The 23,864-nt window shown below is 39.7% G+C and carries 27 protein-coding genes and 1 pseudogene; 7 read left to right on the top strand and 21 right to left on the bottom strand.

The features are described 5' to 3' along the window. Positions 1-258: 258 nt before the first annotated feature. Positions 259-534, bottom strand: a complete 276-nt coding sequence (locus JI666_RS01180) for a YlbG family protein (protein ID WP_136945629.1) — start codon at positions 532-534, stop codon at positions 259-261. A 146-nt stretch (positions 535-680) separates the two neighbouring features. Here JI666_RS01180 and JI666_RS01175 point away from each other — a divergent pair, with 146 nt between their 5' ends. Then, positions 681-1,001, top strand: a complete 321-nt coding sequence (locus JI666_RS01175) for a hypothetical protein (RefSeq protein ID WP_206888068.1) — start codon at positions 681-683, stop codon at positions 999-1,001. Positions 1,002-1,025: 24 nt separating this feature from the next. Here the strand turns inward: JI666_RS01175 and JI666_RS01170 are convergent, their stop codons facing one another. Continuing rightward, positions 1,026-1,466, bottom strand: a complete 441-nt coding sequence (locus JI666_RS01170) for a YlbF/YmcA family competence regulator (protein ID WP_206888065.1) — start codon at positions 1,464-1,466, stop codon at positions 1,026-1,028. 167 nt (positions 1,467-1,633) lie between these two features. On the opposite strand from JI666_RS01170, the gene JI666_RS01165 reads away from it, so the two are divergent. After that, the gene (locus JI666_RS01165) at positions 1,634-2,437 is read left to right on the top strand and encodes an ATP-grasp domain-containing protein (RefSeq protein ID WP_206888062.1); all 804 of its coding nucleotides are present in this window, start codon (positions 1,634-1,636) and stop codon (positions 2,435-2,437) included. Between the two features lie 23 nt (positions 2,438-2,460). Here JI666_RS01165 and JI666_RS01160 read toward each other — a convergent pair whose 3' ends face one another. The 3 genes from JI666_RS01160 to ylbD form a co-directional block, all read right to left on the bottom strand. Further along, positions 2,461-2,856 carry a hypothetical protein gene (locus JI666_RS01160; RefSeq protein WP_206888059.1) on the bottom strand — a complete coding sequence of 132 codons (396 nt, stop codon included), beginning with the start codon at positions 2,854-2,856 and terminating at the stop codon, positions 2,461-2,463. A gap of 79 nt (positions 2,857-2,935) precedes the next feature. Next, complete coding sequence (locus tag JI666_RS01155; protein WP_206888056.1) at positions 2,936-3,169, bottom strand: YlbE-like family protein; 234 nt, start codon at positions 3,167-3,169, stop codon at positions 2,936-2,938. A gap of 11 nt (positions 3,170-3,180) precedes the next feature. Beyond that, complete coding sequence (gene ylbD / locus JI666_RS01150) at positions 3,181-3,564, bottom strand: spore coat protein YlbD (protein ID WP_206888053.1); 384 nt, start codon at positions 3,562-3,564, stop codon at positions 3,181-3,183. 147 nt (positions 3,565-3,711) lie between these two features. Between ylbD and JI666_RS01145 the strand changes: the two genes are divergently transcribed. Continuing rightward, positions 3,712-4,206, top strand: a complete 495-nt coding sequence (locus JI666_RS01145) for a PaaI family thioesterase (RefSeq protein ID WP_206888049.1) — start codon at positions 3,712-3,714, stop codon at positions 4,204-4,206. Here the strand turns inward: JI666_RS01145 and JI666_RS01140 are convergent. The 3 genes and pseudogenes from JI666_RS01140 to JI666_RS21570 all read right to left on the bottom strand — a co-directional run. After that, complete coding sequence (locus tag JI666_RS01140) at positions 4,193-5,263, bottom strand: CAP domain-containing protein (protein WP_206888046.1); 1,071 nt, start codon at positions 5,261-5,263, stop codon at positions 4,193-4,195. The genes JI666_RS01145 and JI666_RS01140 overlap by 14 nt on opposite strands. A 158-nt stretch (positions 5,264-5,421) precedes the next feature. Next, entirely contained in the window at positions 5,422-5,793 is a 372-nt protein-coding gene (locus JI666_RS21575; RefSeq protein WP_286170566.1) for a CBS domain-containing protein, read from the bottom strand. A 21-nt stretch (positions 5,794-5,814) separates the two neighbouring features. Continuing rightward, positions 5,815-6,156 (bottom strand): annotated as a pseudogene (locus tag JI666_RS21570) (YugN family protein); the annotation flags it as partial. 271 nt (positions 6,157-6,427) lie between these two features. On the opposite strand from JI666_RS21570, the gene JI666_RS01130 reads away from it, so the two are divergent. Beyond that, positions 6,428-7,057 carry a YkwD family sporulation-associated protein gene (locus tag JI666_RS01130; RefSeq protein ID WP_206888040.1) on the top strand — a complete coding sequence of 210 codons (630 nt, stop codon included), beginning with the start codon at positions 6,428-6,430 and terminating at the stop codon, positions 7,055-7,057. Positions 7,058-7,152: 95 nt separating this feature from the next. On the opposite strand, the gene JI666_RS01125 is transcribed toward JI666_RS01130, so the two are convergent. Then, the gene (locus tag JI666_RS01125) at positions 7,153-7,527 is read right to left on the bottom strand and encodes an Asp23/Gls24 family envelope stress response protein (protein ID WP_206888037.1); all 375 of its coding nucleotides are present in this window, start codon (positions 7,525-7,527) and stop codon (positions 7,153-7,155) included. A gap of 153 nt (positions 7,528-7,680) precedes the next feature. On the opposite strand from JI666_RS01125, the gene ytvI reads away from it, so the two are divergent. Continuing rightward, positions 7,681-8,739: a sporulation integral membrane protein YtvI gene (ytvI, locus tag JI666_RS01120; protein ID WP_206888036.1), complete on the top strand. Its 1,059-nt coding sequence runs from the start codon at positions 7,681-7,683 to the stop codon at positions 8,737-8,739. 49 nt (positions 8,740-8,788) lie between these two features. Here ytvI and JI666_RS01115 read toward each other — a convergent pair whose 3' ends face one another. The 5 genes from JI666_RS01115 to cyoE form a co-directional block, all read right to left on the bottom strand. Beyond that, entirely contained in the window at positions 8,789-9,133 is a 345-nt protein-coding gene (locus JI666_RS01115; RefSeq protein WP_206888033.1) for a cytochrome C oxidase subunit IV family protein, read from the bottom strand. Between the two features lie 4 nt (positions 9,134-9,137). Further along, a complete protein-coding gene (locus tag JI666_RS01110) occupies positions 9,138-9,752 on the bottom strand; it encodes a cytochrome c oxidase subunit 3 (RefSeq protein WP_206888031.1) in 615 nt (204 codons plus the stop codon). Continuing rightward, a complete protein-coding gene (gene ctaD, locus JI666_RS01105; protein ID WP_349769289.1) occupies positions 9,749-11,587 on the bottom strand; it encodes a cytochrome c oxidase subunit I in 1,839 nt (612 codons plus the stop codon). Before ctaD ends, JI666_RS01110 begins: the two co-directional genes overlap by 4 nt. Before the next feature lie 26 nt (positions 11,588-11,613). Further along, entirely contained in the window at positions 11,614-12,639 is a 1,026-nt protein-coding gene (coxB, locus tag JI666_RS01100; RefSeq protein ID WP_206888030.1) for a cytochrome c oxidase subunit II, read from the bottom strand. A gap of 106 nt (positions 12,640-12,745) precedes the next feature. Beyond that, positions 12,746-13,687, bottom strand: coding sequence for a heme o synthase (cyoE, locus tag JI666_RS01095; RefSeq protein WP_206888027.1), 942 nt, complete (start codon positions 13,685-13,687; stop codon positions 12,746-12,748). Positions 13,688-14,079: 392 nt separating this feature from the next. Here cyoE and JI666_RS01090 point away from each other — a divergent pair, with 392 nt between their 5' ends. Beyond that, positions 14,080-14,973, top strand: a complete 894-nt coding sequence (locus JI666_RS01090; protein ID WP_349769288.1) for a COX15/CtaA family protein — start codon at positions 14,080-14,082, stop codon at positions 14,971-14,973. Positions 14,974-15,004: 31 nt separating this feature from the next. Here JI666_RS01090 and pyc read toward each other — a convergent pair whose 3' ends face one another. The 6 genes from pyc to glsA form a co-directional block, all read right to left on the bottom strand. Continuing rightward, entirely contained in the window at positions 15,005-18,445 is a 3,441-nt protein-coding gene (gene pyc, locus JI666_RS01085) for a pyruvate carboxylase (RefSeq protein WP_206888022.1), read from the bottom strand. A 22-nt stretch (positions 18,446-18,467) separates the two neighbouring features. Next, complete coding sequence (gene ftsW / locus JI666_RS01080) at positions 18,468-19,628, bottom strand: putative lipid II flippase FtsW (RefSeq protein WP_206888020.1); 1,161 nt, start codon at positions 19,626-19,628, stop codon at positions 18,468-18,470. 62 nt (positions 19,629-19,690) lie between these two features. Beyond that, on the bottom strand, positions 19,691-19,861 hold the full coding sequence (locus JI666_RS01075) for a hypothetical protein (protein WP_206888017.1): 171 nt from the start codon (positions 19,859-19,861) through the stop codon (positions 19,691-19,693). 105 nt (positions 19,862-19,966) lie between these two features. After that, entirely contained in the window at positions 19,967-20,401 is a 435-nt protein-coding gene (locus JI666_RS01070; RefSeq protein WP_206888014.1) for a site-2 protease family protein, read from the bottom strand. 125 nt (positions 20,402-20,526) lie between these two features. After that, positions 20,527-20,796 carry an Fpa/YlaN family protein gene (locus JI666_RS01065; RefSeq protein ID WP_369810606.1) on the bottom strand — a complete coding sequence of 90 codons (270 nt, stop codon included), beginning with the start codon at positions 20,794-20,796 and terminating at the stop codon, positions 20,527-20,529. A gap of 99 nt (positions 20,797-20,895) precedes the next feature. Then, positions 20,896-21,825: a glutaminase A gene (gene glsA, locus JI666_RS01060; RefSeq protein WP_206888011.1), complete on the bottom strand. Its 930-nt coding sequence runs from the start codon at positions 21,823-21,825 to the stop codon at positions 20,896-20,898. 117 nt (positions 21,826-21,942) lie between these two features. Here glsA and JI666_RS01055 point away from each other — a divergent pair, with 117 nt between their 5' ends. After that, complete coding sequence (locus tag JI666_RS01055; protein ID WP_206888009.1) at positions 21,943-22,437, top strand: peptidyl-prolyl cis-trans isomerase; 495 nt, start codon at positions 21,943-21,945, stop codon at positions 22,435-22,437. On the opposite strand, the gene JI666_RS01050 is transcribed toward JI666_RS01055, so the two are convergent. Further along, positions 22,434-23,762 carry a PhoH family protein gene (locus tag JI666_RS01050; protein WP_206888007.1) on the bottom strand — a complete coding sequence of 443 codons (1,329 nt, stop codon included), beginning with the start codon at positions 23,760-23,762 and terminating at the stop codon, positions 22,434-22,436. The two genes, JI666_RS01055 and JI666_RS01050, sit on opposite strands and share 4 nt — an antisense overlap. Between the last annotated feature and the right edge of the window lie 102 nt (positions 23,763-23,864).

The raw sequence follows: 23,864 nt of genomic DNA, 5'->3' as shown, positions 1-23,864 counted from the left end.
CACGAAAAAAGCAGAAGTCCAGGCTCCTGCTTTTTTCATGTATTCATGATCATACTAACTATAATTGCTCATCTTATTTTACTTAAGAGTAGTGCCTGATTTCCGCTCCAATCAGTTAAGTATGATTCTTTATACAACTTAGAAAAAAGTCAAAATAAAAGAGCTAGAGGTCCTAAACCCCCTGTAACCTTTTGTGTAAAACCCGCATTTCTGTATAGAAGCAAAACAAAAAAGCCATCCACTAAAAGGAACGGCTTTCTATAGACCCATTTTATAATCGTACTGTTTTGCTTTATCAGGCTTTGCATTCTGGTATTCAGTTTGCACCTCTGGACGCTTAGAAGGTTCCACTCGCTTCACAAAATGAAGGGAGTTCAATCGTTCTTTCGTCACCTCTAGCTGATCTAGATTAATATAAATAACAACATACTTTTGTTTCGAGGAAACATAATGTACATTTCCAAACCTTCTTAGTTGTTTGGCATGCTTTAGTGACTGAATATAGACTGCTAAGCCAACTCGTTCTACAAACATGACGCGCTTCCCCTTTGCTTTTGAAATCTTCTAGTTCAAACCTAGCACGAAAGATGCTCGATCGCAAGAATGAACAGAGTGATGGTCATTTGAATATGTTTCGGTTAGGATAACAGTAGACTGTGTATGAGAAAGGATGCAATACAATGAACCTTGATGATATATGGACGCCATTTCTAAGCGAATTAGCTAAATCAAATGCTGTTAGCTCCGTTTCCAAAAAGAAAATCACCGGAATACCCTTTCTTTATTTTACAGTAAGTACAAACATAGGAAAAGATACGATTGAAACCTTAATAAAAATCGAAGCAGCTAAGGTTATGAAAGGTAAGCGGTTACGCATGGAATATTCCTTTGTCCGTGAAGACCGATCACATATGGTCTATCGTGTACGTTTTCTTGTTCCACAGGAGAAAATGTTTTGCTGTGGTAACCTTTGTCCTGATTGCATCCGCTTCAGAGAATAAAAAAACCAGAGCATGTTGCTCTGGTTAACCACATCCACAGCTACCGCCTGAGCCGCAGCCGCCTCCACAAGATTGATTATCAAAGAAAGGATTTCCTGATGGAACTTTGATAGAAGGTGAAACTTCTCCAGCGAGAAGGGAACATACTTCAACAAGCAATGATTCAAGCTCGGTTTCCGCCTTCTTAAATTCCGCTACAGCATCATGTAGGTCCATATCACGCTTAGCTTCACGGACCTTCACAGTTATAGTCATGAAGTCAGGATGGTACCTTCCAAATCGCTGAACCTCATCATATAGTTCTTTTAATTCAGCGAAACGTTTAATTAGTCCCTGTGCTTCCTTATTCTTTGCTAATTTCTTTCTTGCCTCATGATAGTCATGAGCAACTTCTGAATCTTTTATCATAAACCCAAGCTCCTCAGCCTGGTCTAGAATCATAACACTATCGAGAGTAGCAATCATACTTACACCTCCACCCTTATCTTACCACTTCAAGGAAGGCGCTGACCAGTCCTCTATAGCAAACAAAAGTGAATACCCACGATTTGGTTATTGACTTATTATGTATTCAGATCTATAATTTTCTAGATTTATGTGTTTTCATCTTAGAAAGGAAGACAAATAAAACTGTGAAACTTCTTACCTTTAATCCATTTCGTACACTCGGTATGCCAGGTATTTCTTACGTTAAACCAGATCATATGTTTAAGAAAATTGACGATATTCGCGCATCAGATGTGCTTCTCTTTCCTGAAAAATGGCAAGTGAACTCACTTGTTTATGGCTTAAATAAAAAGATTTTCCCTTCGATTCAATCAATTCAACTTGGGTTTGATAAAGTTGAAATGACAAGAGCATTCTGGTCAATTAGCCCTGACCTTATGCCATATACTGAAATAGCTGGCAGTTCAAAAGAAACGATCGAACGGATTCTAGATACTTTTCCTTTTCCATTTGTCGCAAAGGAAGTTCGCAGTTCAATGGGAAATGGTGTTTTCCTAATTCGATCACGAGAGGATTTCCTTGCTTACGCTGAACAAAATGACGTTCTATATGTCCAGGAGTATTTACCAATCGAAAAAGATCTTCGTGTTGTTTACGTTGGGAATGATGTAGTATCCGCCTACTGGCGAATTGGTGGAGAATCCTTCCTCAATAACGTAGCACAGGGTGGCAAACTATCTTTTCACAGTATTCCTGATGAGGCGCTTCAACTTGTAGACAAAACAGCAAAAGCACTAGGAATCGACCACGCTGGATTTGATGTTGTCTTTGCAAACGGGAAGTATTATTTTCTAGAATTTAATTGTTTGTTCGGTAACCAGGCGCTTGTTCAACAAGGAATTGAAATTGAAAAAATGATATTTAACTATTTACAGGATCAATTTCCACCTCTCGTTCCTCCAACGACACCTTATCGACGTATATCATAATCAGTGAGTCTCTTTATAGAGACTTATTTTATTTCCACTTCAATTTCTTTAAGGGATAAGTACCTGCCACCATCCTCTCGCATAATATCTAAACGTATTAAGTGTTTTCCTTCAGGAAGGTTTTGTACAATAAAGGCAGCTTGTTTGACGGTTTGATGCTTTTTACCATCAAGGAATACATCAATATAACCATGATAGTCTTTCTTCTCATTATCTTGATCAAATGAAAAATTGGGAATAACGCATTCAACAAACAAATCTTTATTCTTTATGCGATGATTAACGACAACAGGATCTGCTTTCGTCCTTGAAGTTACCTTTTCCTCTAATGATTGACTAAATCCAACTACAGGGACACAACAAATAATCATCAATAAGATGACAAACACTTGTTTCCAACCACGCCTGCTCACTTCCATTTTGTTCACACTCCTTTGCTCTTCAGTGTGCCCAAACCAAATAATTTAATGAGCGGAAAATGTGGTACAAAAAAAGACCCTAATTTTTCAATTGGGTCACTAATGCAAGCATCATATTTACCATGTTTAATTGGTTTTGAAATCGATCGACGCGCTGTGGAAACGTTTGGCCGTAAAACACTTTTGAGGCTTCTTCGAATTCCTTCAGTGCATATGGCTCTCTGCTTAAGCGTCGATACCATACAGGTTGATTTCTTAAGAAAAAGACCAAATCTTGTCGTGAAGCTAAGAAAGCCTGCACTTCTTCACGCATTAAATCCCCTCCTAATCATGACGAAATGGAAATGGGGAATGGGAGTGAATATAAGGTGCTTGTTGCTTTGGCTTGCTACGGAATTGGGAGAGAACCTCTTGTATCGAATAGACCGCTCCACTAAATTGTTCAATTCCTTTTTGTAACTCATCAAAATTCATTTGTTTAATAGCAGAAAGCATTCCGCCTGCCTTTGTGCTCTTATCATCAGTAACTTCCTCTTTATCCTCTTCATCGTCAAACCAGGTTTGATCATCCTCACCGAAAAGCATCCACTCCTCAAAAAGCTCCTGAAGTGTTTTTTCACCACTCTTCACCTTTTTAAGAACATAAGGATTCGCTTTGACGAATGTTTTAAATTCCTGAACTTTTTGACTCGCTTGTGTTTCAGGCAAATTCGCCACCTCCATTTCTTGCTAACCATAAATGGTCTTATTACATAATAATTAGACTTTTAACAATTGTGCGCCTATTTATTGGTGCATACGACCATTACTGGTAAAATGAATAAATAGCGAACTTGCTTAGGAAAGGAACATTATATGGAAAACGAGAACATACATGCGCTCCTATCAGAAATGCTTGAAGAGGCAACCAATGAAGAAAGAAAAAATCTCTATTCTTTGCTAGAAGGAATAAAGAAAAAGCAAAGTAACCACTACAAAACCTATTTAGCAGGTTACATGGGAATTAAGAGTAAGCTCATTGACGAGAATACATACGAAAGTATTATACCAAATAGAGAGCTTATTCATAATCCCCTCAAGATTGTCCATGGAGGGATAACAGCTTCTCTAATCGATATTGCAATGGGCTCACTTGTCCATCAGTCTCTTCCCTCAATTAAAGCAGCAGTTACGTCAGAGATGAACATTTACTACCTCGCTAAAGGGAGTGGAAAAGAACTTAGGTGCCGCTCACATGTACTGTTCAAAAGTGAGACTAGGTGGGTTGTGAAAGCAGACGTATTTCGTGACGATGATACAATGATCGCTACCGCAACGGGCAATTTTATGGTTATCTCTAGAAAGGTTTAATGAAATTCTGAGTGTAATATTCACGATAAACGCCAACTCCTATTTCCGTGAATTCTTCATTTAGGAGCGCTTCACGATGCCCTTTACTATTTAGCCACCCAATCATGGATGCTCCTGCGTCTGGGTACCTAGCTGCAATATTCTCCCCAGCATAGCTATAAAGCACATCGCCACTCTTCAATCGGTCAGAAAGTTCTCCTTCTGATGGAGAAGTATGTGAAAAGTAATTGTTCACACCCATATCTTTGCTATGACCAAAAGCCACTTTTGATACTTCTTGATTATAAGACAGTGTTTTTTTATCAGAAAGGTTTCTAAGAACATTCGTCATAGCGAAGATTTGCTTCTCCATAGCCGTTTGAACTTCTTCCCACTGACTATTACTAAGAGAGGCAGCTTCAATTAACTCACCTCGATAAGAGACTGCATATGGCCTTTGCTTCACAAGCACATGTGGTTCAGCAAGTCTTACGGCTCTTAAGCTCCCATTGAATTTATCAAAGTAATATTGCGCATATAATTTATCATGAATCTTTACAAGAGGTTTCTGCTGTACTTCTTCGCTCGTAAGTTGAAAGCGATAGTCATAGCCATTCACTTTGAGTGGAACTTCTTTTTGTGGTTTCATTTCACTAAAAACGGTTTCAGATTGCTCTCCCATTGGATAGTTCTCACCAGCTTCAACGTTACCCATAAAGAAAATGGTTACTACTTTTCCATCTTCAATCCCGATTTGAAAATATTCTGAACTTGACTGTTCATAAATCCACCATTTATATCCATAGGCGGAGGGATCTACTCGATCAGGTTCACCCAGCTCTTTAGTAATACCTTCCGTACTATTTCCAATCCACTTTTCTATACCCGTTAGTGCAGGTAATGGTTCACTAGTTACTTCAGGTTCATCTTTTGTCGTTTCATCAAGTACTGCCTTTTCCTCCGTTATAATCCGTTCAACTTCTGGAACAACTTTATTCCAGTCTATTCGTTCATATACAGTCATTCCGATAACTATTAAGACGATTAGCATTACGAAGCGAAGCATGTTTCTAATCATCGGATCGCCTCCATTTCATTGTATCTATTATGCCTTATCTATCCTCCGTATCGCAATTGTTTAACACTCCAGCCCACATATCGTATACCTGTGTCCCTTTTCTATGTGTCAAAAGCCAAAAACTCACAAAAAAAGAAGAGCGCTCAGGCTCCTCTTATTTATGCATTAATTTTTTCTTTAAGTAGGAAATAGGAAACAATTCCAACAAAACGGTCACCATCTAAAACAATCACTTCCGTTAGACGGGATTCATTCATTAATTCTGCAGCCTGTTCAGGTTTCATATCCGGAGACAATGTGACCTGTGGCTTTTCCACTAGTTCTTCTACCTTCGTAGTGCCAGCTTCATTATCCGCAAACCCACCAACTGCAATAGCACGGTCCGTGACAATGCCCATTAAATGCTCGTTCTCATCACAAACAGGAACGATTGTAACGTTCTCTTTTTTCATTACAGCTGCAGCAACAGATACGCTATCGGACGGTTTACAAGGTGTAACACGCTTAGCAAGTTCACCTACAGATACCATGCTTCGCTGGAGTGCAGCTCCTAACTGATCTCGAACAATTTCTAGCTTCTTATTACATGTGCTAATAATGGTTTCTGGAAATTCTTCATCATACTCCACACCATGAGGGTAATAGTGCTTTCCAACATAAGGCTTTCCCAGTTTAATTACAGCGTGAGCTGATTCAACCATTCCCTCAATTGCTACGCCTGGTACTCGAAGATAATAAATGTCACCGTTTGTCATATCTTCAAATTTATAATCATATGTAACTCGCTCATAATCCCATTGGCCAGCAAGTACTAAACCGTTTTCATGCATGATATGGTCTAAAATGGAAAACTGAACAATCGTAGATTCCAGACCAGTGTTTTCGAATTTCATTATTCGTTTGCCTCCTTTGTATTTCACAACAAGTCCACCCTCTAATAATAGTATAAGGGGCACTGTAGTTGCAATGTTTACTTACCATTATGCTCGATAATCACCTCTATATTATGGTTTCCAGTTGTTATTTTAAATAATTAATTTTTTGGCTATGTTCGCTTCTATTGTTGATTTCTCGATTTTCGCCTCATTAACATAGCCATTTTTCAAAAAAAATGGGGTAAGATTACCACTTTTGGTCAAACTACGATTGAAAGGAGATGAAGTAATGAAAAAGTATATCCCATTATTAGTAGTATTTCTTCTTGCAGCTAGCTTATTTTCACCCGAAACTGCATATGGACAAACTACATACACTGTTAAATCAGGTGACACGTTGTGGAAAATCTCCAAACGGTATCGGATTGGACTTACAGAGATTATTAACGCTAATCCTCAGTTTAATAATCCAGACTTAATTTATCCTGGAGATCGAGTAAATGTTCCAACCGGTAACCCGTCAATCAACAAATCAAAAGATGTTGGGCAGCAAGTCATGGATTTAACGAATCAGGAAAGAGCGAAAAATGGTCTATCTCCATTAACCTGGAATTGGCAGGTTGCAAGAGTTGCAAGATATAAGTCAGCTGACATGCGAGACAAAAATTACTTCTCACATCAGTCGCCAACGTACGGATCTCCATTTACAATGCTAAAAGATTTTGGTGTTTCCTATCGTAGTGCTGGTGAAAACATTGCTGCAGGTCAATCTACTCCAGAAGAAGTAGTACAAGCTTGGATGAATAGTGAAGGACACCGAAAGAATATCCTTAACCCTGGCTACACTCAGATTGGTGTTGGATATGTTTCAGGCGGCTCTTATGGTCATTATTGGACACAAATGTTTATTTCAAAATAAAGTGATACTTTTGATGGTAAGTTGAAACAATCGGCCCTAGGTGTTGGATAAACTAGAAAAATCCCTTCTCAATTGAGAGGGGATCTTTCAGTTTATTATTCACTTTCTGTCTCATCTTGTTCCTGAGGTAAGATCAACCTGGAGACAATGACATTAACTTCTTCGACATTAAGCCCAGTCATTCTCTCAACATCATGTTTGATGCGCTCTTGAAGCATGTAGCACGTAAATGGAATAATTTCTCCAAAACCAATCGCTACTTCTACTCGTAAGGACAGCCCCGTCTCTTCTATGCCTTCTTCATACTGCGATCTACTTCTCTTTCTAATCCCCACTATTCTTCTAAGGGTGTGCTTTACCGGTGAAACAATAAGTTCAACCCCTTCTGTTTCTTTAACAGCAACATCCAGGATAAAGTCGATTACGCTCTCAGAAATAACAAGGGTTCCCTGATTGATTTCTTTTCTCATGATGATGTTCCCCCTTTTAACCTTCCCTATACCTACTATATGAGAAGACAAAAACGAATTATGCGTTTTATAATTCGTTTCTCCCTACTGGTAAAGCACCATAGTCCGTACTATAATAAGGATAGATGGTTTGACTTAGAAAGGAGAACAAGATTGCCAAAGATCCTCTCAAAACGCTTTTTGCTCATAATATTGGTCATCGCTTTTTTAGCCGTTTTAGCGTTCTGGATTTTACCTGTTTCTATCCCTCTTATTCTGGCGTTTTTCAGCGCACTTGCTCTTGATCCAGCTGTTAAACTGATTCAAAAGAACACAAAGCTCAAGAGGTATTTTCCAGTTATTATTGTTTTCACCCTATTTGTTATTCTTATTGCACTTCTAGGCTACTTTCTAGTAACCAAAGTAATCACCGAAGGTATAGCACTTGTTGAGAACTCACCTGTGTACATACAGAACATTACCCAAATGTGGGACAGTATGGAATCAAATATGGAAGCAGTCTCGAAAAGTTTTCCTAAAGAGTTCGTTGAGGAATTTACTAATCAAGTTGACCGATTTCTTGAGAATACGAAGAATACAATTAGTAGCATCGACTATTTAAAAATCATCACCATCATTGTAACCGGCATACCAAATTATCTTGTAAGTATTCTGGTGTATTTAATTGCATTATTCTTATTCTTGATGGAACTACCTAAATTAAGGAAAAAATCCTATTCCTACTTATCCGAACAAACTGCTGAAAAAGTTCAGTTTATGACTGGTCGCTTATCTTATGTCATATTTGGATTTTTTAAAGCACAATTTCTCGTTAGTATTATTATATTTGTAGTTAGTTTAATTGGATTATTAATGATTACACCTAAAGTCGCTCTCCTTATGGCGTTTATTATTTGGCTTATTGATTTTATTCCAATTATAGGTTCAATCGTTATTCTTGGTCCCTGGGCGATTTACTACTTAATCACGGGCGATATTGCCACTGGTAGCCAAATGGCAATCCTTGCTGTCGTTCTTCTGATTATCCGTCGAACTGTCGAACCGAAAGTAATGGGACGGCACATCGGTCTCTCTCCTCTATCTACGTTAATTTCAATGTATATAGGGCTGCAGCTCCTTGGATTTATGGGCTTTATTATAGGTCCGATCCTACTTATTGCTTTTAATTCAGCACGAGAAGCAGGTTTGATTCGAATCAATTTTAAACTTTAAACAAAAAAGAAGCTACTCAATTTGAGTAGCTTCTTTTGTTTGTGTTGTTTTACCAGATCATTCCCATTAAAGCAATAATCGCAGTCGCTGCAACGAAGACTCCAAAAAAGATTCCCCATGCAGGATATTGATGACCTTTGTGGCTTAAATGCATGAACATATAAAGTTGGAAAACCAGTTGAATCCCTGCAAGGATCATAATGAAAACAACTGTGAATGCATCAGATATGGCGTCACTCGCCACAGCGATAAAAGCAATCATAGTTAAGAAAATCATCATGGCAAAGGATACAATCTGCTGTTTGAATTCCTTCTCATGTGCGATCTTGTGATGAATATCAAGGTGACTTTGATCGTGCTCAGATAATGTTTCTGTGCCTTCATGATGTGCCATTTAATTAACCCACCTTTCCCATTAAATAAACAACAGTAAAGATAAAGATCCATACAACATCGATAAAGTGCCAGTAAAGGGCAAATAGGTAGAACTTAGGTGCCGTATAGAGGTCCATTCCACGTCTTAAATTACGAATAATAAGAAGTGTAATCCAGGAGATCCCTACGAATACGTGGGCACCGTGAGTTCCTACTAGCGTGTAGAACGCAGAGCCCCATGCACTACTACGAATGGTGTGTTCATATTCATGTACATAGTGCGTGAACTCATAAATCTCAAGACCAAGGAAACCTAGGCCAAGAAGTGCCGTGACCACAAACCATCCAATCATGCGCTTAAAATGATTTGTTTTAAGTGCCATCGTTGCAAATACAGACGTTAAACTACTTGTTAAAAGGAGCATTGTTGCAATAAATACGAGCGGAAGTTCAAACAATTCATTTGCTGTCACTCCGCCATTTGTTGCATTCCTTAGTCCTAAGTATACCCCAAAAAGCGAGGCGAAAAGCACGGTTTCGCCTCCTAGGAAGAACCAGAAACCAAGAAATTTATTTTTTCCTTCTAATGTAGCCCGTTCTGGATTGGCAGGCAATTTGTTCATTGATTCAGGTTTCATTTGCCTTCCCCCCCTTCATCAGGCAGGTCTTCTTTATGGATATGATATCCATGATAATCGATAACAGAACGTAGAATCATCGCTAATGCGACAATAACTAGTCCTCCAATTGCGATTGTCCAATTAGCAAATATCGCTGCAAGAGCAGCTATGAAAAAGCCAAGTGACAATAAGAACGGAAGGATAGACGCATCTGGCATATGAATATCGTCAAGTGGTTCAGCAGGAACCATTGCTTTATTACCTGCACGTTTTTCAAGCCACCATGCATCAAGTCCACGTACAAGTGGTGTTTGAGCAAAATTGTATTCTGGTGCTGGAGAAGAAATGGCCCACTCAAGCGTTCTACCATCCCATGGATCATTTCCAGCTTTTTTACCCTTCACAGCAGTTTGGATAATATTCCAAACCATGATAATAGTTGCAAGTCCCATTAGGAATGCTCCGATAGTCGCTGCAAAGTTTGCCTCATCAAGACTCTGTCCAGATAGGTAAGTATATACACGACGCGGCATTCCCATTAGACCTAGGAAGTGCATAGGGAAGAATGTTAAATGGAATCCAATGAAGAAGAGCCAGAAGTGAAGCTTTCCTAGAACTTCGTTTAACATTGTTCCAAAGATCTTTGGCCACCAGTAGTACATACCTGCAAATAGACCAAATACAACACCACCAACGATAACGTAGTGGAAATGGGCAACTACAAAGTAACTGTCATGATACTGATAGTCAGCAGGCGGAACACTAAGCATAACGCCTGTCATACCACCTAGTACAAATGACGGAATAAATCCAACCGCAAACAAGTTTGCTGTTGGGAAACTCACTTTTCCTCCCCACATTGTGAAGAGCCAGTTAAAGATCTTTACACCTGTAGGTACAGCAATTAACATTGTTGCAACTGCGAAGATTGAGTTCGCAATCGGTCCAAGTCCAACAGTAAACATGTGGTGAACCCAAACCATGAATCCTAAGAAACCAATAAGTGCCGTAGCGAATACCATTGCTGAATAACCGAACAGACGCTTACGAGCGAATGTTGCAATGATTTCAGAGAACATTCCAAATGCTGGGAGCACAAGAATGTAAACTTCTGGGTGCCCGAAGATCCAGAATAGATGTTCATAAATAATCGGATTACCACCTGCTTCAGCTGCAAAGAACTGAGTTCCAAACAAACGGTCAAACATAAGAAGTGCAAGACCAATTGTAAGTGCAGGGAATGCAAAAAGAATAAGACCAGATGTTATAAAACTAGACCATGTAAATAGCGGCATACGCATGAATGTCATGCCTGGTGCACGCATGTTAATAATCGTTACGAGGAAGTTAATCCCCCCAATTAATGTACCAATACCTGATACCTGTAGTCCTAGTACATAAAAGTCAACCCCATTACCAGGACTTGTTGTTGAAAGTGGTGCATAACCAGTCCAGCCTGCATCAGCAGCTCCACCGAGGAACCAACCAAGGTTCAGTAGAATACCACCTGCAGTAAACAGCCAGAAGCCGAGTGAGTTAACGAATGGAAACGCTACGTCTCTTGCTCCAATTTGGAGCGGTATAATCGCATTCATGAATCCAAATATGAGTGGCATGGCTGCGAGGAAGATCATAGTCGTCCCGTGCATAGTAAGCAACTGATTAAATGTTTCAGCGCCTACAAAATTGAATTCTGGATATAGCAACTGCACCCGTAGTAGAATTGCTTCCAAACCGCCAATTAGAAAGAAGAAAGCACCGGAAGCGAGATAAAGAATCCCGATCTTCTTGTGGTCAACGGTTGTAAGCCAATCCCAGATAGGATTTTTCTTTTTATAAGCATGTGCTGACACGAATTAAACCTCCTTATTTCCGATGACTATTCTTCAACCTTTAGACCATTTAAATAGGCAACAAGAGCATTAAGCTCTTCATCATTTAATTGGTCTTGGAACGCTGGCATGTTGTTACCAGGTTTATAATCAGATGGGTTACTGATCCAAGCTTTGATGTTCTTATCTGTGTGGTCAAGAATGCCCGCAACTTTCTCTCGGTCACCAAAGTTTGTTAAGTTTGGACCTGTATTTCCACCATCAGCACCTACAGCGTGACAGCCAATACAGCTGTTAGCGAAAATTTCTTCTCCCTGTGCTGCTTGATCGGTAGCTGCTTTAGAACCAGCTTCCTTCATGCTTTTTGCCCAGGCTTCAAAATCTTCCTTTTCTTGAGCAACTACTTTGAAGTCCATCAAAGCATGTGATGGGCCACAAAGCTCAGCACATTTACCATAATATGTACCTGGTTCCTGAGCATTTAGCCACATTTTATTAACTGTAGCTGTATTCGTATCCATTTTCCCACCTAAAGTCGGAACCCAAAAAGAATGTAGTACATCTTTGGAAGCGAGTTCAAAATAAACTCTTTCTCCGGTTGGAATGTACAAATCTTGAGAAGTTTTCACGCCTAATTCTGGATACTCAAACTCCCACCAATATTGATGAGCTGTTACTTTGACTACGGTTGCACCTTCAGGTACTTTTTCAGTCCCTTCGTCTAATGCAAACGTCGCCATTACTGTCGGAACGGCAAGGATTAAAAGAAGAATAATAGGAACGACTGTCCACAAAATCTCAAGTACTACATTTCCTTCCGTTTGTTCTGGAATTTCATTGTCGCTTTCACCACGTCGTCTGAAGCGAACAAGCACAATCGTATAAATAAGTGCTACTACAACGAAAACCCCAATCATGATGTAAAGGCTTAACATCATGAGATTAAATTGCATCTCAGACCCTTCCCCTTTAGGGAGCAAAGTCGTTAGCTGTTCGTTACCGCAACCCGTAAGTGTTAACGCAATTACCGATAGCAGTGGTAAAAAACGCCAAGCATTTCTCCAACGTTTCATTTGCACCTTAAACCTCACTTTCTTAGTAGCTTTTACTCAAATTGAGTTATAGGAAGTCAATGCGAGCCTAGACCCGCATTGACTGACCATACTTAGTACATTGTTATTAAGGATTAATATTTACTGCAATCATAACAATAAATAGAATTGTAATATAGTTCAGTGAGTACACGAACATAATTCGTGCCCATTTAATATCATCCTTCATAAAGAAACCAGCTATTCCAATTGCGAGCCAACCAAAACCAAGGATAGCTGCTACTGTAATGTAAACTGGACCGAAGCTGTACAACAGAAGTGAAACTGGTACAAGCGCTGCAGTATAAAGTACAATTTGACGCTTCGTCATAGGAAATCCTGCCACAACAGGAAGCATCGGAATTCCTGCATCTCGGTAATCATCCACTCGTTTCATCGCAAGAGCAAGGAAATGTGGCGGTTGCCAGATAAACATGATTAAAAACATTCCCCATGCTACTGGACTTAAATTTGGATCAATGGCAGCCCAACCAATTAATGGTGGTAGTGCACCTGAAAATGACCCAACAACTGTGTTCAATGAAGTTGTGCGCTTTGTCCACATTGTGTAAAGCACAACGTAAATGACAAGACCTAGAAGACCCAATAGTGCTGCCATAGGTTCAACAATTAAAAGCATAATGGTACCGGTTATAGATAATCCAAGACCTACAAAGAGCACCTGGTTTGCAGGGATTTTCCCTGTAACTGATGGTCTTGTATTTGTCCTTGCCATAACCTGATCAATGTCACGGTCTATATAATTATTTAAAGATGTTCCCCCGGCAACAACAAACGCTGTTCCCAACATCGTTAAAATGAGCACCATCGGGTTAGCGAATAGATCAAACCCTGCAGCTACGGAAGCAACCCACAAACCTGTGAATGCCGTAATTAAATTATCAAACACAATACCAAGCTTCGTAAGTGTAAGAAAATCTTTCCAAGTACCTGACGGATTAGCTTCCGAAAGTGGACCTGGCTCCATTACTCGATTTGAGGCTTCGTATGCCGTTCTAGTTTTACTCAATCTATACACCTCCCTTTTCGTTTGACTGAAGAAGATCAGTCTGTCCATTGTTCATGTTAAACAATCTTATAAGAAGACTGTATAAGCCTTGTTGATTATTCGTTATCACGTTTACCCCTCCAGGTTTCTTACTAGCTGTTTAGAAAATGTAATTCAATCTTCACATCTTCTTATTAAATGTGTGTTACAGCTATGGTAAGATAATGTTGGTTTTGTGAAAGGAAGCAGTATCCGCAATCCTTATCCATTATAAACGAATCTAATTGTTTTGTATACGTTGTTTAAATGTGAGGATTCGTGTTTTCTTTTGTAGAAAGATGTAAATATCGTCTGCTTCATCACACATTCATTGTACTATGAATCAGCGACAATATGATAAGAAGGTGTTATTTGTGAATAAATTGTTGAAATTGTTCGGGATAATTACTTCCCTCGGAATGCTTCTAGTTCTTTTAATGGGAGCCGTTGTTACAAAGACAGGATCTGGTGATGGCTGTGGAAACTCCTGGCCACTTTGTTACGGAAAAGTACTGCCCGAAGCTCCAGCTCTGGAAACCATTATTGAACTCAGTCATAGGGTTGTATCAGCCGCTCTCGGATTGTTGGTTATCATCCTCGCGATTTGGTCGTGGAAAAAAATTGGACATATTCGTGAGACTAAATTTCTAGCAATTGTCTCAGTATTCTTGATTGTGTTTCAGGGCTTGCTTGGAGCTGCCGCCGTTGTATGGGGGCAATCTGATATTGTTCTTGCGTCTCATTTCGGATTCTCACTAGCTAGCTTTGCTAGTGTTGTTCTATTAACGATTCTTGCATTTGAGGCATCAGGTTCTCAGAAAAAGCCTACTGTACCGAAACGCATTCGTTACAATCTTTACGGAGTTACCATTTACTCTTACATTGTTGTTTATTCCGGTGCACTTGTCAGACATACCGGTGCGAGCATGGCATGTGACAATGTACCATTCTGTACGGACGGACAACTATTAGCGTTTACAGGTCAGCAAGGTATTCAAATGCTCCATCGAACAGCTGCTGTTCTTATCTTCGTATGGTTACTTTATATCTTAATTATTGGAATGAAAGAGCTTAAAAATGAAGTTACGATGCGCCGTGGAATTATTATTGCATTTACATTTGTTAGTCTACAGGCTCTTAGCGGAATTCTCGTAGTTGTGTCAAACCTTAATCTTTTCCTTGCTCTTTTTCACGGACTTTTCATCTCAGGTTTATTTACAGTATTACTGTATCTCGTTATGCTTTCCCTTCGTAGTAGAAGACAATAGAAAAAGCTGCGCAGCCGCGCAGCTTTTTTTGCTATTCTTTTAATTCTAATAGTAAATCCCCTGTTTCAATGCCTTCTCCGTTCGATACATGGATATGTTCAATAACACCACTTCGAGGTGCTTGAACAGTTGTTTCCATTTTCATTGCTTCTGTAATCATTAAATGATCACCTTTGTTAACCCTCTCGCCTTTTTCAACAAGCACTTTAATGACTGTTCCTGGCATCGTCGCCCCAATGTGATTAGCATTCGTTCGATCTGCTTTTGGCTTAGATGCAACCGCAGTTTTAATGTTTTCATCTTTAATTACCACTTCACGAGGTTGGCCATTCAATTCAAAATAAAGCGTACGCTTGCCTTCAAGATTCGGCTCACCAATTGATACGAGCTTAACAATTAGTGTTTTACCTTGTTCGATCTCTACTTCCACTTCTTCACCAAGACGCATTCCGTATAAGAACGTCGGTGTATCAAGAACTGAAACGTCTCCAAACATGTCTCTTACGTCTTCATACTCAAGATAAACTTTAGGATAGAGCGCATATGAAATAAGATCGTGACTCGTAACCTGACGATTTAATTTATGATAAAGCGTCTCTTTCAAGTCTGTGAAATTAACAGGCTCTAAAAGCTCTCCTGGTCTTGTTGTGATCGGTTCTCTGCCTTTAAGAATAATTTGCTGCAATTCTTTTGGGAAACCTTCATATGGTTGTCCTAGGTATCCTTGAAACAACTCAACAACAGAGTCAGGAAAATCGAGTGATTCGCCTCTTTCATACACATCATCTTCTGTTAAGCTGTTTTGCACCATATAAAGAGCCATATCACCTACAACTTTAGAAGAAGGAGTTACTTTAACAAGATCGCCGAACATCTCGTTTACACGTCGGTACATGCGCTTCACTTCATCCCAACGCTCACCAAGTCCAACGCCTTTTGCTTGTTGTTGAAGATTACTATATTGACCACCAGGCATTTCATGTTCATAAACCTCTGTATGAGGAGCTGTCATTCCACTTTCAAACCCACTGTAATATTTGCGTGTATCTTCCCAGTAGTGAGAAAGCTCTTCAAGAGCCTTAATGTTAATGTCTGGTTGTCTTTCAGATCCATCTAACGCATAGTATAGTGAATTGGCACTTGGCTGGGAAGTTAATCCAGCCATTGAACTTACGGCTACATCTACGATATCAACGCCTGCTTCTATGGCTTTCGCATATGTATAGATTCCGTTACCACTTGTATCATGCGTATGAAGATGAATAGGGATGTCTACTGTTGCCTTCAGTGTAGAAATCAGTTCAAAAGCAGACTGTGGCTTCAACAATCCTGCCATATCTTTAATCCCGAGTATATGTGCCCCAGCAAGTTCCAGCTCTTTTGCAAGTCTTTGATAGTAAGCAAGGTCATATTTTGTTTTGGATGAGTCTGAAATATCACCTGTATAACAGATTGAAGCTTCTGCCACTTTCCCTGTTTCACGAACAGCTTCTATGGCTTTGGTCATACCTTCAACCCAGTTTAAACTGTCGAAAATGCGGAAAACGTCTATTCCTGCATCAGCTGATTTTTCTACAAATTCTCGAATCAAGTTATCTGGATAATTTTTATAGCCAACAGCGTTCGATGCTCTAAGTAGCATCTGGAACATAACATTAGGAACTTTTCTTCTGAGTTTAATTAATCGATCCCATGGATCTTCCTTCAAGTAGCGCAGGGAAACATCGAACGTAGCACCTCCCCACATCTCCATCGAGAATAACTCTGGAAGCATTCGAGATGTAGGCTCGGCGATGTGAAGCAAATCATTTGTACGCACTCTCGTTGCAAGCAGTGACTGATGTCCATCACGGAATGTAGTATCTGTTAGCAACGTCTTTTTCTGATCCTTCACCCAATTCACAAGCCCTTCAGCACCTTGTTCATCAAGAATTTGTTTCGTACCTTTCGGAATTTCTTCACTATACTTTAGGTGTGGAATTCTTCGTTTTGAAAATGCAGGCTTTTTCTTCCGATCAAGGCCTGGAAACCCATTTACTGTGATGTTTCCGATATAAGATAGCATCTTTGTTCCACGGTCTTTTCGCTTTGGAAATACAAAAAGTTCTGGTGAAGAGTCAATAAAGGAAGTATCATAAACACCTGAACGGAAATTCTCATGCTTCATCACGTTCTCAAGGAAAGCAATATTGGTCTTAATTCCTCTGATTCTAAACTCTTTCAGGTTTCTCACCATTTTGGATGAAGCCTGATCAAAGCTAAGCGCCCAGGTTGATAGCTTAACGAGCAGTGAATCATAGTGTGGAGTGATCACCGCACCTTGGTAAGCATTTCCAGCATCTAGACGCACTCCAAAACCACCGCCCGATCGGTAAGCCATGAGTTTACCAGTATCAGGCATGAAATTGTTCTCAGGATCTTCTGTAGTCACACGACACTGAATCGCAACACCATGACAGTCGATTTTCTCTTGTGCTGGAATACCAAGTCGCTCTCCATGAAGATGTTCACCTTCAGCAATCATAATTTGAGATTGCACAATATCAATTCCTGTAATCATCTCTGTAATTGTATGCTCAACCTGAACTCGAGGGTTCACTTCTATAAAATAAAATTCCCCAGCCTGATTAACAAGGAACTCAACAGTCCCTGCATTAACATATTGAACATTATCCATTAACTTCACAGCAGCTTCACAGATCTCTTTACGAGCTTGTTCACTAAGAGATACGCTCGGTGCAACTTCCACCACCTTTTGATGTCGACGCTGGACGGAGCAATCTCTTTCATATAAGTGCAAGGTATTCCCGTGTTTATCACCGAGAATTTGCACTTCAATATGTTTTGGATTCTCAACAAATTTCTCAACGTATATTTCATCTCGACCGAAAGCAGCTTTAGCCTCAGATTTCGCTCTTTCATATGCATCAGCAAGCGCTTCTTCGCTTCTAACAATTCTCATTCCTCTACCGCCACCACCAAGGGCCGCTTTAATCATAAGGGGATATCCATTCTCATTCGCAAAATCCCTTACCTCATCAAGACCATCTACTGGACCATCCGTGCCAGGTATAACAGGTAATCCTGCCAAAATTGCTTGTTTACGGGCTTCTACTTTATCACCAAACATTCTAAGATGCTCAAGTTCAGGCCCAATGAAAATAATGCCTTCTTCCTGACAACGTTTAGCAAATTGCAGATTTTCAGAAAGGAAACCATATCCAGGATGAATGGCATCGATATGATTTGCTTTGGCTGTTTCAATAATCCCTTCTATGTCGAGATAAGCATCAATCGGCTTTTTGTCTTCTCCCACAAGATAAGCTTCATCAGCTTTATATCGGTGATAAGAACCGCTGTCTTCTTTAGAATAGATCGCTACAGTACGAATATTTAATTCTGTACATGCACGAAAGATACGAATCGCAATTTCGCCTCTATTGGCAACAAGTATTTTTGAAATAGCTGTCATGTAAATTCCTCCTTGAACTAAGTCAGAGTTCCATTTGAACTGCATTATCTTTCTTGATGTAGCTTGTTTTCTGTTCTTTTCTTATGTTAACAAAAGCTGAGATATTAATTAGAATACCAACAGAAATCATGAGCAAGATTAACGAAGACCCGCCGTAACTTATGAAGGGAAGCGGCACACCTGTAACCGGAAGCCAGCCCGTGATAGCACCGAGGTTAACCACAGTCTGAACACCGATCATACCAGAGATCCCTATGGCAAGAAGGCTTCCAAACGTATCTTTGCACCTAATCCCGAGAACAAAGCCTTTAAAAACAATGTAACCGAGCAATCCTATTACAAAAACTACGCCAAGCAATCCTAGTTCTTCTGCAATAATCGCCATAATGAAATCCGTATGTGGTTCAGGAAGAAAACCGTATTTTTGAATGCTCTGACCGAATCCCTGGCCAGTAATTCCTCCAGACGCTATTGCAATATAAGAGTTAATCAAGTGAAAGCCACTATCTTCTGGATCAGAAAATGGATTATAGGCTCCGGTGAATCTTGATGCCTGCTCAGGCGAAAGCGACATCCATGCACCTGCAAAAAGAATAGCACCAATGATTACAAGTCCAAAAATATGCTTCCATTTCATACCTGAACAAATAATGACAATTCCAGACGTTAACGCAATAATCATAGCTGTTCCAAGGTCAGGTTGAGATGCTACTAATGCGAAAATCAATCCAATGACCATTAAGGGAGGAAGTGCACCCCTTACAAAATTTGAAATATAAGCCTGTTTTTTAGAGTAGATTGCTGCTAAATAAATAATTAAACCAAGCTTAACGAATTCAGAAGGTTGGAAACTAAACGGTCCAAGTTCGATCCAGCTTCGAGCATTATTCGTGGTTGACCCTACAAACCTTACAAGAACTAACAAAAAAATTGAAATCCCGAGAATTGGTACAATAAATTTTCGGTATGCTTTATAAGGAAAAAGCATTGCAATAAAAAACATAACGAGGGAAACGACAAGCCACATAATTTGCCTATTAAAGAAAAAAGCACTGTTCGTTTCATGTCTCATTACGGCCCATACCATACTTGCACTGTACACCATTACGAGTCCAAACCCGCAAAGGAGTAATACACTAATGATTAACGAATAATCATAATGTTTAAATAGTTTTTTAATCATAAACTTCATCCTACCTGTTTATTTTCTCGTGAGAAGTTTGTACCAGCAACTGATTAACTCCATCATTGTTGTGCAACTGCAACACCGTCAGCCTTTTCTGACCGCTCGTCTCCGCTTTTCTTTTGTCCAGCTACGACTCGCAGAAACTTCGTCTTCGCTTTTCTTTGTCCAGCTACAGTGGGCAGATACTTGGTCACTTCGCCTTTCAATCTGAACACAAAAACCGTGTTCATTTTGAAAGACTCCAGTGCCTTGCGTATCTAAACGCCCACTTTCGCTTTTCGAAGTATGTATAGGATTCGATGGTTTTTGGGTTAAACCTGCCTGTCCCGGGTAAATTAGGGTTTATGGAAGATAACTTTCATTACGGTCCAGCCGTCTGATTGTTTTCCAAAGAATTTAAACGGAATGAGATTTGTTATTCCAAGCCAGAGATTAAAGAATAGAACCCAAGCAATGATTGACGGGTGGAGTGGAAGAAATGGTGTAAGTACAGCTACACAAAGATTAACGAAAGGACCAGCTAGTGCAATCACAACCTTGCTGTAAGCCTTTTCGGGTTGTGAACTGATTGTCATTCCACCGGCGAAATAAATGGCGTTAACTGCTACTTCTCCTCGAGCATGTTTCCAGGTAAATAGTCTTGGACCAACGCCCAGGTGAAGTTTTACACCAGCAGTAGTAAAAAAGTTCGCAGCTAGCGTATGACCTGTCTCATGAAGTAAAAGACTGAGTGGAGAAATGACAAGGATCACCATGAGCAAATCATTCATTCATATCTACTCCTAAAATCTTCTGAATTCTATTAAGACCTACTCGTATTCTATCATATTATAAGTTTGGGTTCGTAAGTGGCAACAAAAAAAACTCAAACTATCGAGGATAGTTTGAGTTTCTGTTATTTCCCTATACTAGCTTCATGCAGAGCTGAAAGCTGCCGCTCAAGTGACTCAAGCAGTTCCTTCCCATCCTCTTCATTTACAAGGCCAAGACGAACAGCGAAATCTATTTCGCGAGATAAACCAAACATTTGTGTATCAAGAACCTCTTCATACAGAGGACACTGAGGCATAGTCAAATTCTCCATTTGTACTTCGATGAGTTTTAGGATCTTATGCGCATCGGCCTTTAACAGCTCGTATGCTTTTTCACGATGTCCTGTTGCCATCCCAGTTGACAAATCTGATCCCTCCGTTCCCTTTCCCATTCCTTCTATAATCATAAAAGGAATGCAAAAAAATTGCAAGAAAAAGCAGGGTAAGTGTAATTAGAAGATACTTAATTCATATTGTGAAGATAAATTCTCAAGAAGCTTATTTCCTGCTATACTATTCCCTTTCGTGTCAAGAGGCGGGCTATACACGCCTATCCCCATCTCATTAGGTACAAGGCTTAAAATACCACCAGATACGCCACTTTTTGCAGGAATTGCTACATTAATAGCAAATTCTCCTGACGCATTATACATTCCACACGTGACCATGAACGTTTTCACAATCCTTGCAATGTATCTTGGTATAATTGGTCTTTCTGTTTCAGGGTCTTTCCCTTCATTCGCAAGAACCATTCCAATTCTTGCTAGGTCTTTGCAATTTACTTCAATGGCACATTGTTTCGTATAGGCTTCAAGCAACATCTCGACATTATCATCGATAATCCCATGCTGTTTCATAAAATAGCTTAACGCTCGATTAAGGTTGGCAGACTCGTATTCTGAATCAGCAACTTCGTCATTAATTCGGATGCTTGAGTTATTCGTCATATCATGGATCAGCTGCAGAATACGTCCAACTTTCTCTTCCACTGAGCTCCCATGAATCATATTTGTTACTACAAGTGCCCCAGCATTAATCATTGGATTTAAAGGTTTTGATGGAACCATTGTTTCAAGCTTTGCAATGGAATTAAACGGATCTCCTGTAGGCTCCATCCCTACTCTTTTAAAAACTTGTTCTTCTCCTACGTCCATAATTGCAAGCGCAAGTGTAAGCACCTTGGAAATACTCTGGAGTGTAAACATTTCACCTACATCACCTGCCGACAAACACCCTTCTTCTTTTGAATAAATGGCAATTGCTAATTTATCTGGTTCTGCCTTTGCTAGTGCTGGGATATAATCCGCTACCTTACCATCTTTCGTATAGCCTTTATTTCGTCTCACTAGTTCAACTAATTCTTCTTCTGTACGACATCTCATATTGAATCCTCCCGCTCTAACGAATTGACTCTCACCATACTGTTCCCCAAATGTGACAAATGCAAGCATAACGGGTATACTTGTTTTGCAAAAGATTTTGATTGTGGGGTGTACAAGATGGAAACGATTATACCCATTAAGGGGAAAGTCAATTATTCCATTACATTAGACGCGAGCGTATGGATTTTTGATGATCGAAAAATTGAATTAGAGGAATTCCTAAAATTCGACGATTCTTTAGAGAAGAATGAGAACGATTACATCAAGGCTCAAGCTGAAAGATGGGAACGAGAGCGTACAGGAATTAAACCTCCTGTTAATAAGAGTATTAAACGGTTTGAGAAAGAGCGCGTACTAACAGGAAGTTTCGTGATCCCGCTTGCCCCTTTCTTATCCAATGCTGATCCGATTGAAAATGGTCTTAATGTCCAGCTAGCTAGTGAGAATGGTGATGATTACATTCTTACGATGGAAGAAGCAATGAACGGCTTTCTTGGCTTTTCGAAAGACGGAAAGCCGCTCAGAGAGGATGGACCGGTTCATTTTTATTTTGGAGATGGATCAAATGCGCAAGATCCATATAAGCATATTTCAAGCATTACAATTGTTTAAAGAAGATCAGCCGCAATTCGGGCAAGCAGGGAGCGTTCACCTTTCTCAAGCTTAACATGTCCGCTTAGCGGCTGTTCTTTAAATTTCTCTACTACATATGTCAGCCCGTTTGTGTATTCATCAAGATACGGATGATCGATTTGCTGAGGATCACCGAGTAGAACAATTTTACTGCCTTCACCAACCCTCGTTAATATCGTTTTCACTTCATGCTTTGTTAAATTCTGCGCTTCGTCAATAATGATGAACTGATCTGGTAAACTTCTCCCTCGAATATACGTTAGAGCTTCTACCTGAATGGAACCGATTCCTGAGAGAATCTTTTCAAGCTCTCCAGTCTTCTTCACGTTAAATAGATATTCTAAATTATCGAAAATGGGTTGCATCCACGGTCGAAGTTTTTCTTCTTTCTCCCCTGGTAGAAAACCTATATCTTTTCCAACAGGTACAATAGGTCTTGCAATAAACAACTTTTTGTATTGGTTTAAATCTTCTGTTTGCATTAACCCTGCCGCCATAGCGAGAAGCGTTTTACCCGTTCCTGCTTTTCCTACAAGGGTAACAAGCGGAATGTCTTTTCGTACCAGAAGGTCAAGCGCCATTCGCTGCTGAACATTCCTTGGTCCAATTCCCCACATGTATTCTGTTTCCATTGCTGTTTTCTCAATACGCTTTCCGTTCATATCAACTTTACCAATTCCTGATGAAGAAGCTTGAAGCGGATCTTTTAAAATAACATATTGGTTTGGATAAAGTGGTCTGCCCTTTAATTGCTTTTGATCAATAAAATGATGTTCAAAAAAGCTTTTTAATAACTCAGCGTCAACGTAACGCTCTTCGTAGCCCGTGTATATTTGGTTAAATTCAACAACACGATCACTTAAAAAATCCTCAGCTTGAATCCCCATCGCATCCGCTTTTACTCGTACTAGAGCATCTTTACTGACTAGAATTACCGTTCTGCCAGACTTCAATTTCCCTTCTTCTAGGAACAAATTTAACGCAACCGCTAGAATTCGATTATCATTTGTTTTCTCCACGAACTTGTCTTGTAAATATTGAAATGATCGGTGATTCAACTCGATTCGGAGTGTGCCTCCATTTTCAAGGGGAATCGATTCGTGAAGTTTACCACGTTCACGAAACCCATCAATCATACGTGACACTTGCCTTGCATTTCTACCTATTTCATCCATATACCTTTTCTTGGAATCCACTTCTTCTAGAACCACAGCCGGAATAACAATCTCATTCGTTTCAAATGAATAAATTGCATTTGGATCCTGTAGTAACACGTTAGTGTCTAGGACGTAAACCTTATCCAACACTTCGCCTCCTGACAAGATTTAAGTTGTTATCACAAGTACGAATGGCAGTTGGGACTATCTACGTTTTTTATAATCTATGAGCAGGTGCATAAAGTTAGA

Source organism: Bacillus sp. NTK071 (assembly GCF_017303315.1).
Taxonomy (GTDB): domain Bacteria; phylum Bacillota; class Bacilli; order Bacillales; family Guptibacillaceae; genus Guptibacillus.
Note: the sequence above shows the minus strand (reverse complement) of the source record. Positions and strands in the feature narration are given on the sequence as shown.

Bases quoted from the DNA above. Each gene is read 5' to 3' on its own strand.
- JI666_RS01180 (WP_136945629.1), bottom strand. From the start codon at position 534: ATGTTTGTAGAACGAGTTGGCTTAGCAGTCTATATTCAGTCACTAAAG.
- glsA (WP_206888011.1), bottom strand. From the start codon at position 21,825: ATGAGATGTCGTACAGAAGAAGAATTAGTTGAACTAGTGAGACGAAAT.
- JI666_RS01130 (WP_206888040.1), top strand. From the start codon at position 6,428: ATGAAAAAGTATATCCCATTATTAGTAGTATTTCTTCTTGCAGCTAGC.
- ftsW (WP_206888020.1), bottom strand. From the start codon at position 19,628: ATGATTAAAAAACTATTTAAACATTATGATTATTCGTTAATCATTAGT.
- JI666_RS01110 (WP_206888031.1), bottom strand. From the start codon at position 9,752: ATGAAACCTGAATCAATGAACAAATTGCCTGCCAATCCAGAACGGGCT.
- coxB (WP_206888030.1), bottom strand. From the start codon at position 12,639: ATGAAACGTTGGAGAAATGCTTGGCGTTTTTTACCACTGCTATCGGTA.
- JI666_RS01055 (WP_206888009.1), top strand. From the start codon at position 21,943: ATGGAAACGATTATACCCATTAAGGGGAAAGTCAATTATTCCATTACA.
- JI666_RS01175 (WP_206888068.1), top strand. From the start codon at position 681: ATGAACCTTGATGATATATGGACGCCATTTCTAAGCGAATTAGCTAAA.
- JI666_RS01065 (WP_369810606.1), bottom strand. From the start codon at position 20,796: ATGGCAACAGGACATCGTGAAAAAGCATACGAGCTGTTAAAGGCCGAT.
- JI666_RS01160 (WP_206888059.1), bottom strand. From the start codon at position 2,856: ATGGAAGTGAGCAGGCGTGGTTGGAAACAAGTGTTTGTCATCTTATTG.
- JI666_RS01155 (WP_206888056.1), bottom strand. From the start codon at position 3,169: ATGCGTGAAGAAGTGCAGGCTTTCTTAGCTTCACGACAAGATTTGGTC.
- JI666_RS01145 (WP_206888049.1), top strand. From the start codon at position 3,712: ATGGAAAACGAGAACATACATGCGCTCCTATCAGAAATGCTTGAAGAG.
- pyc (WP_206888022.1), bottom strand. From the start codon at position 18,445: ATGACAGCTATTTCAAAAATACTTGTTGCCAATAGAGGCGAAATTGCG.
- JI666_RS01170 (WP_206888065.1), bottom strand. From the start codon at position 1,466: ATGATTGCTACTCTCGATAGTGTTATGATTCTAGACCAGGCTGAGGAG.
- JI666_RS01140 (WP_206888046.1), bottom strand. From the start codon at position 5,263: ATGATTAGAAACATGCTTCGCTTCGTAATGCTAATCGTCTTAATAGTT.
- JI666_RS21575 (WP_286170566.1), bottom strand. From the start codon at position 5,793: ATGGTATCTGTAGGTGAACTTGCTAAGCGTGTTACACCTTGTAAACCG.
- JI666_RS01070 (WP_206888014.1), bottom strand. From the start codon at position 20,401: ATGAATGATTTGCTCATGGTGATCCTTGTCATTTCTCCACTCAGTCTT.
- JI666_RS01075 (WP_206888017.1), bottom strand. From the start codon at position 19,861: ATGAACACGGTTTTTGTGTTCAGATTGAAAGGCGAAGTGACCAAGTAT.
- JI666_RS01125 (WP_206888037.1), bottom strand. From the start codon at position 7,527: ATGAGAAAAGAAATCAATCAGGGAACCCTTGTTATTTCTGAGAGCGTA.
- JI666_RS01115 (WP_206888033.1), bottom strand. From the start codon at position 9,133: ATGGCACATCATGAAGGCACAGAAACATTATCTGAGCACGATCAAAGT.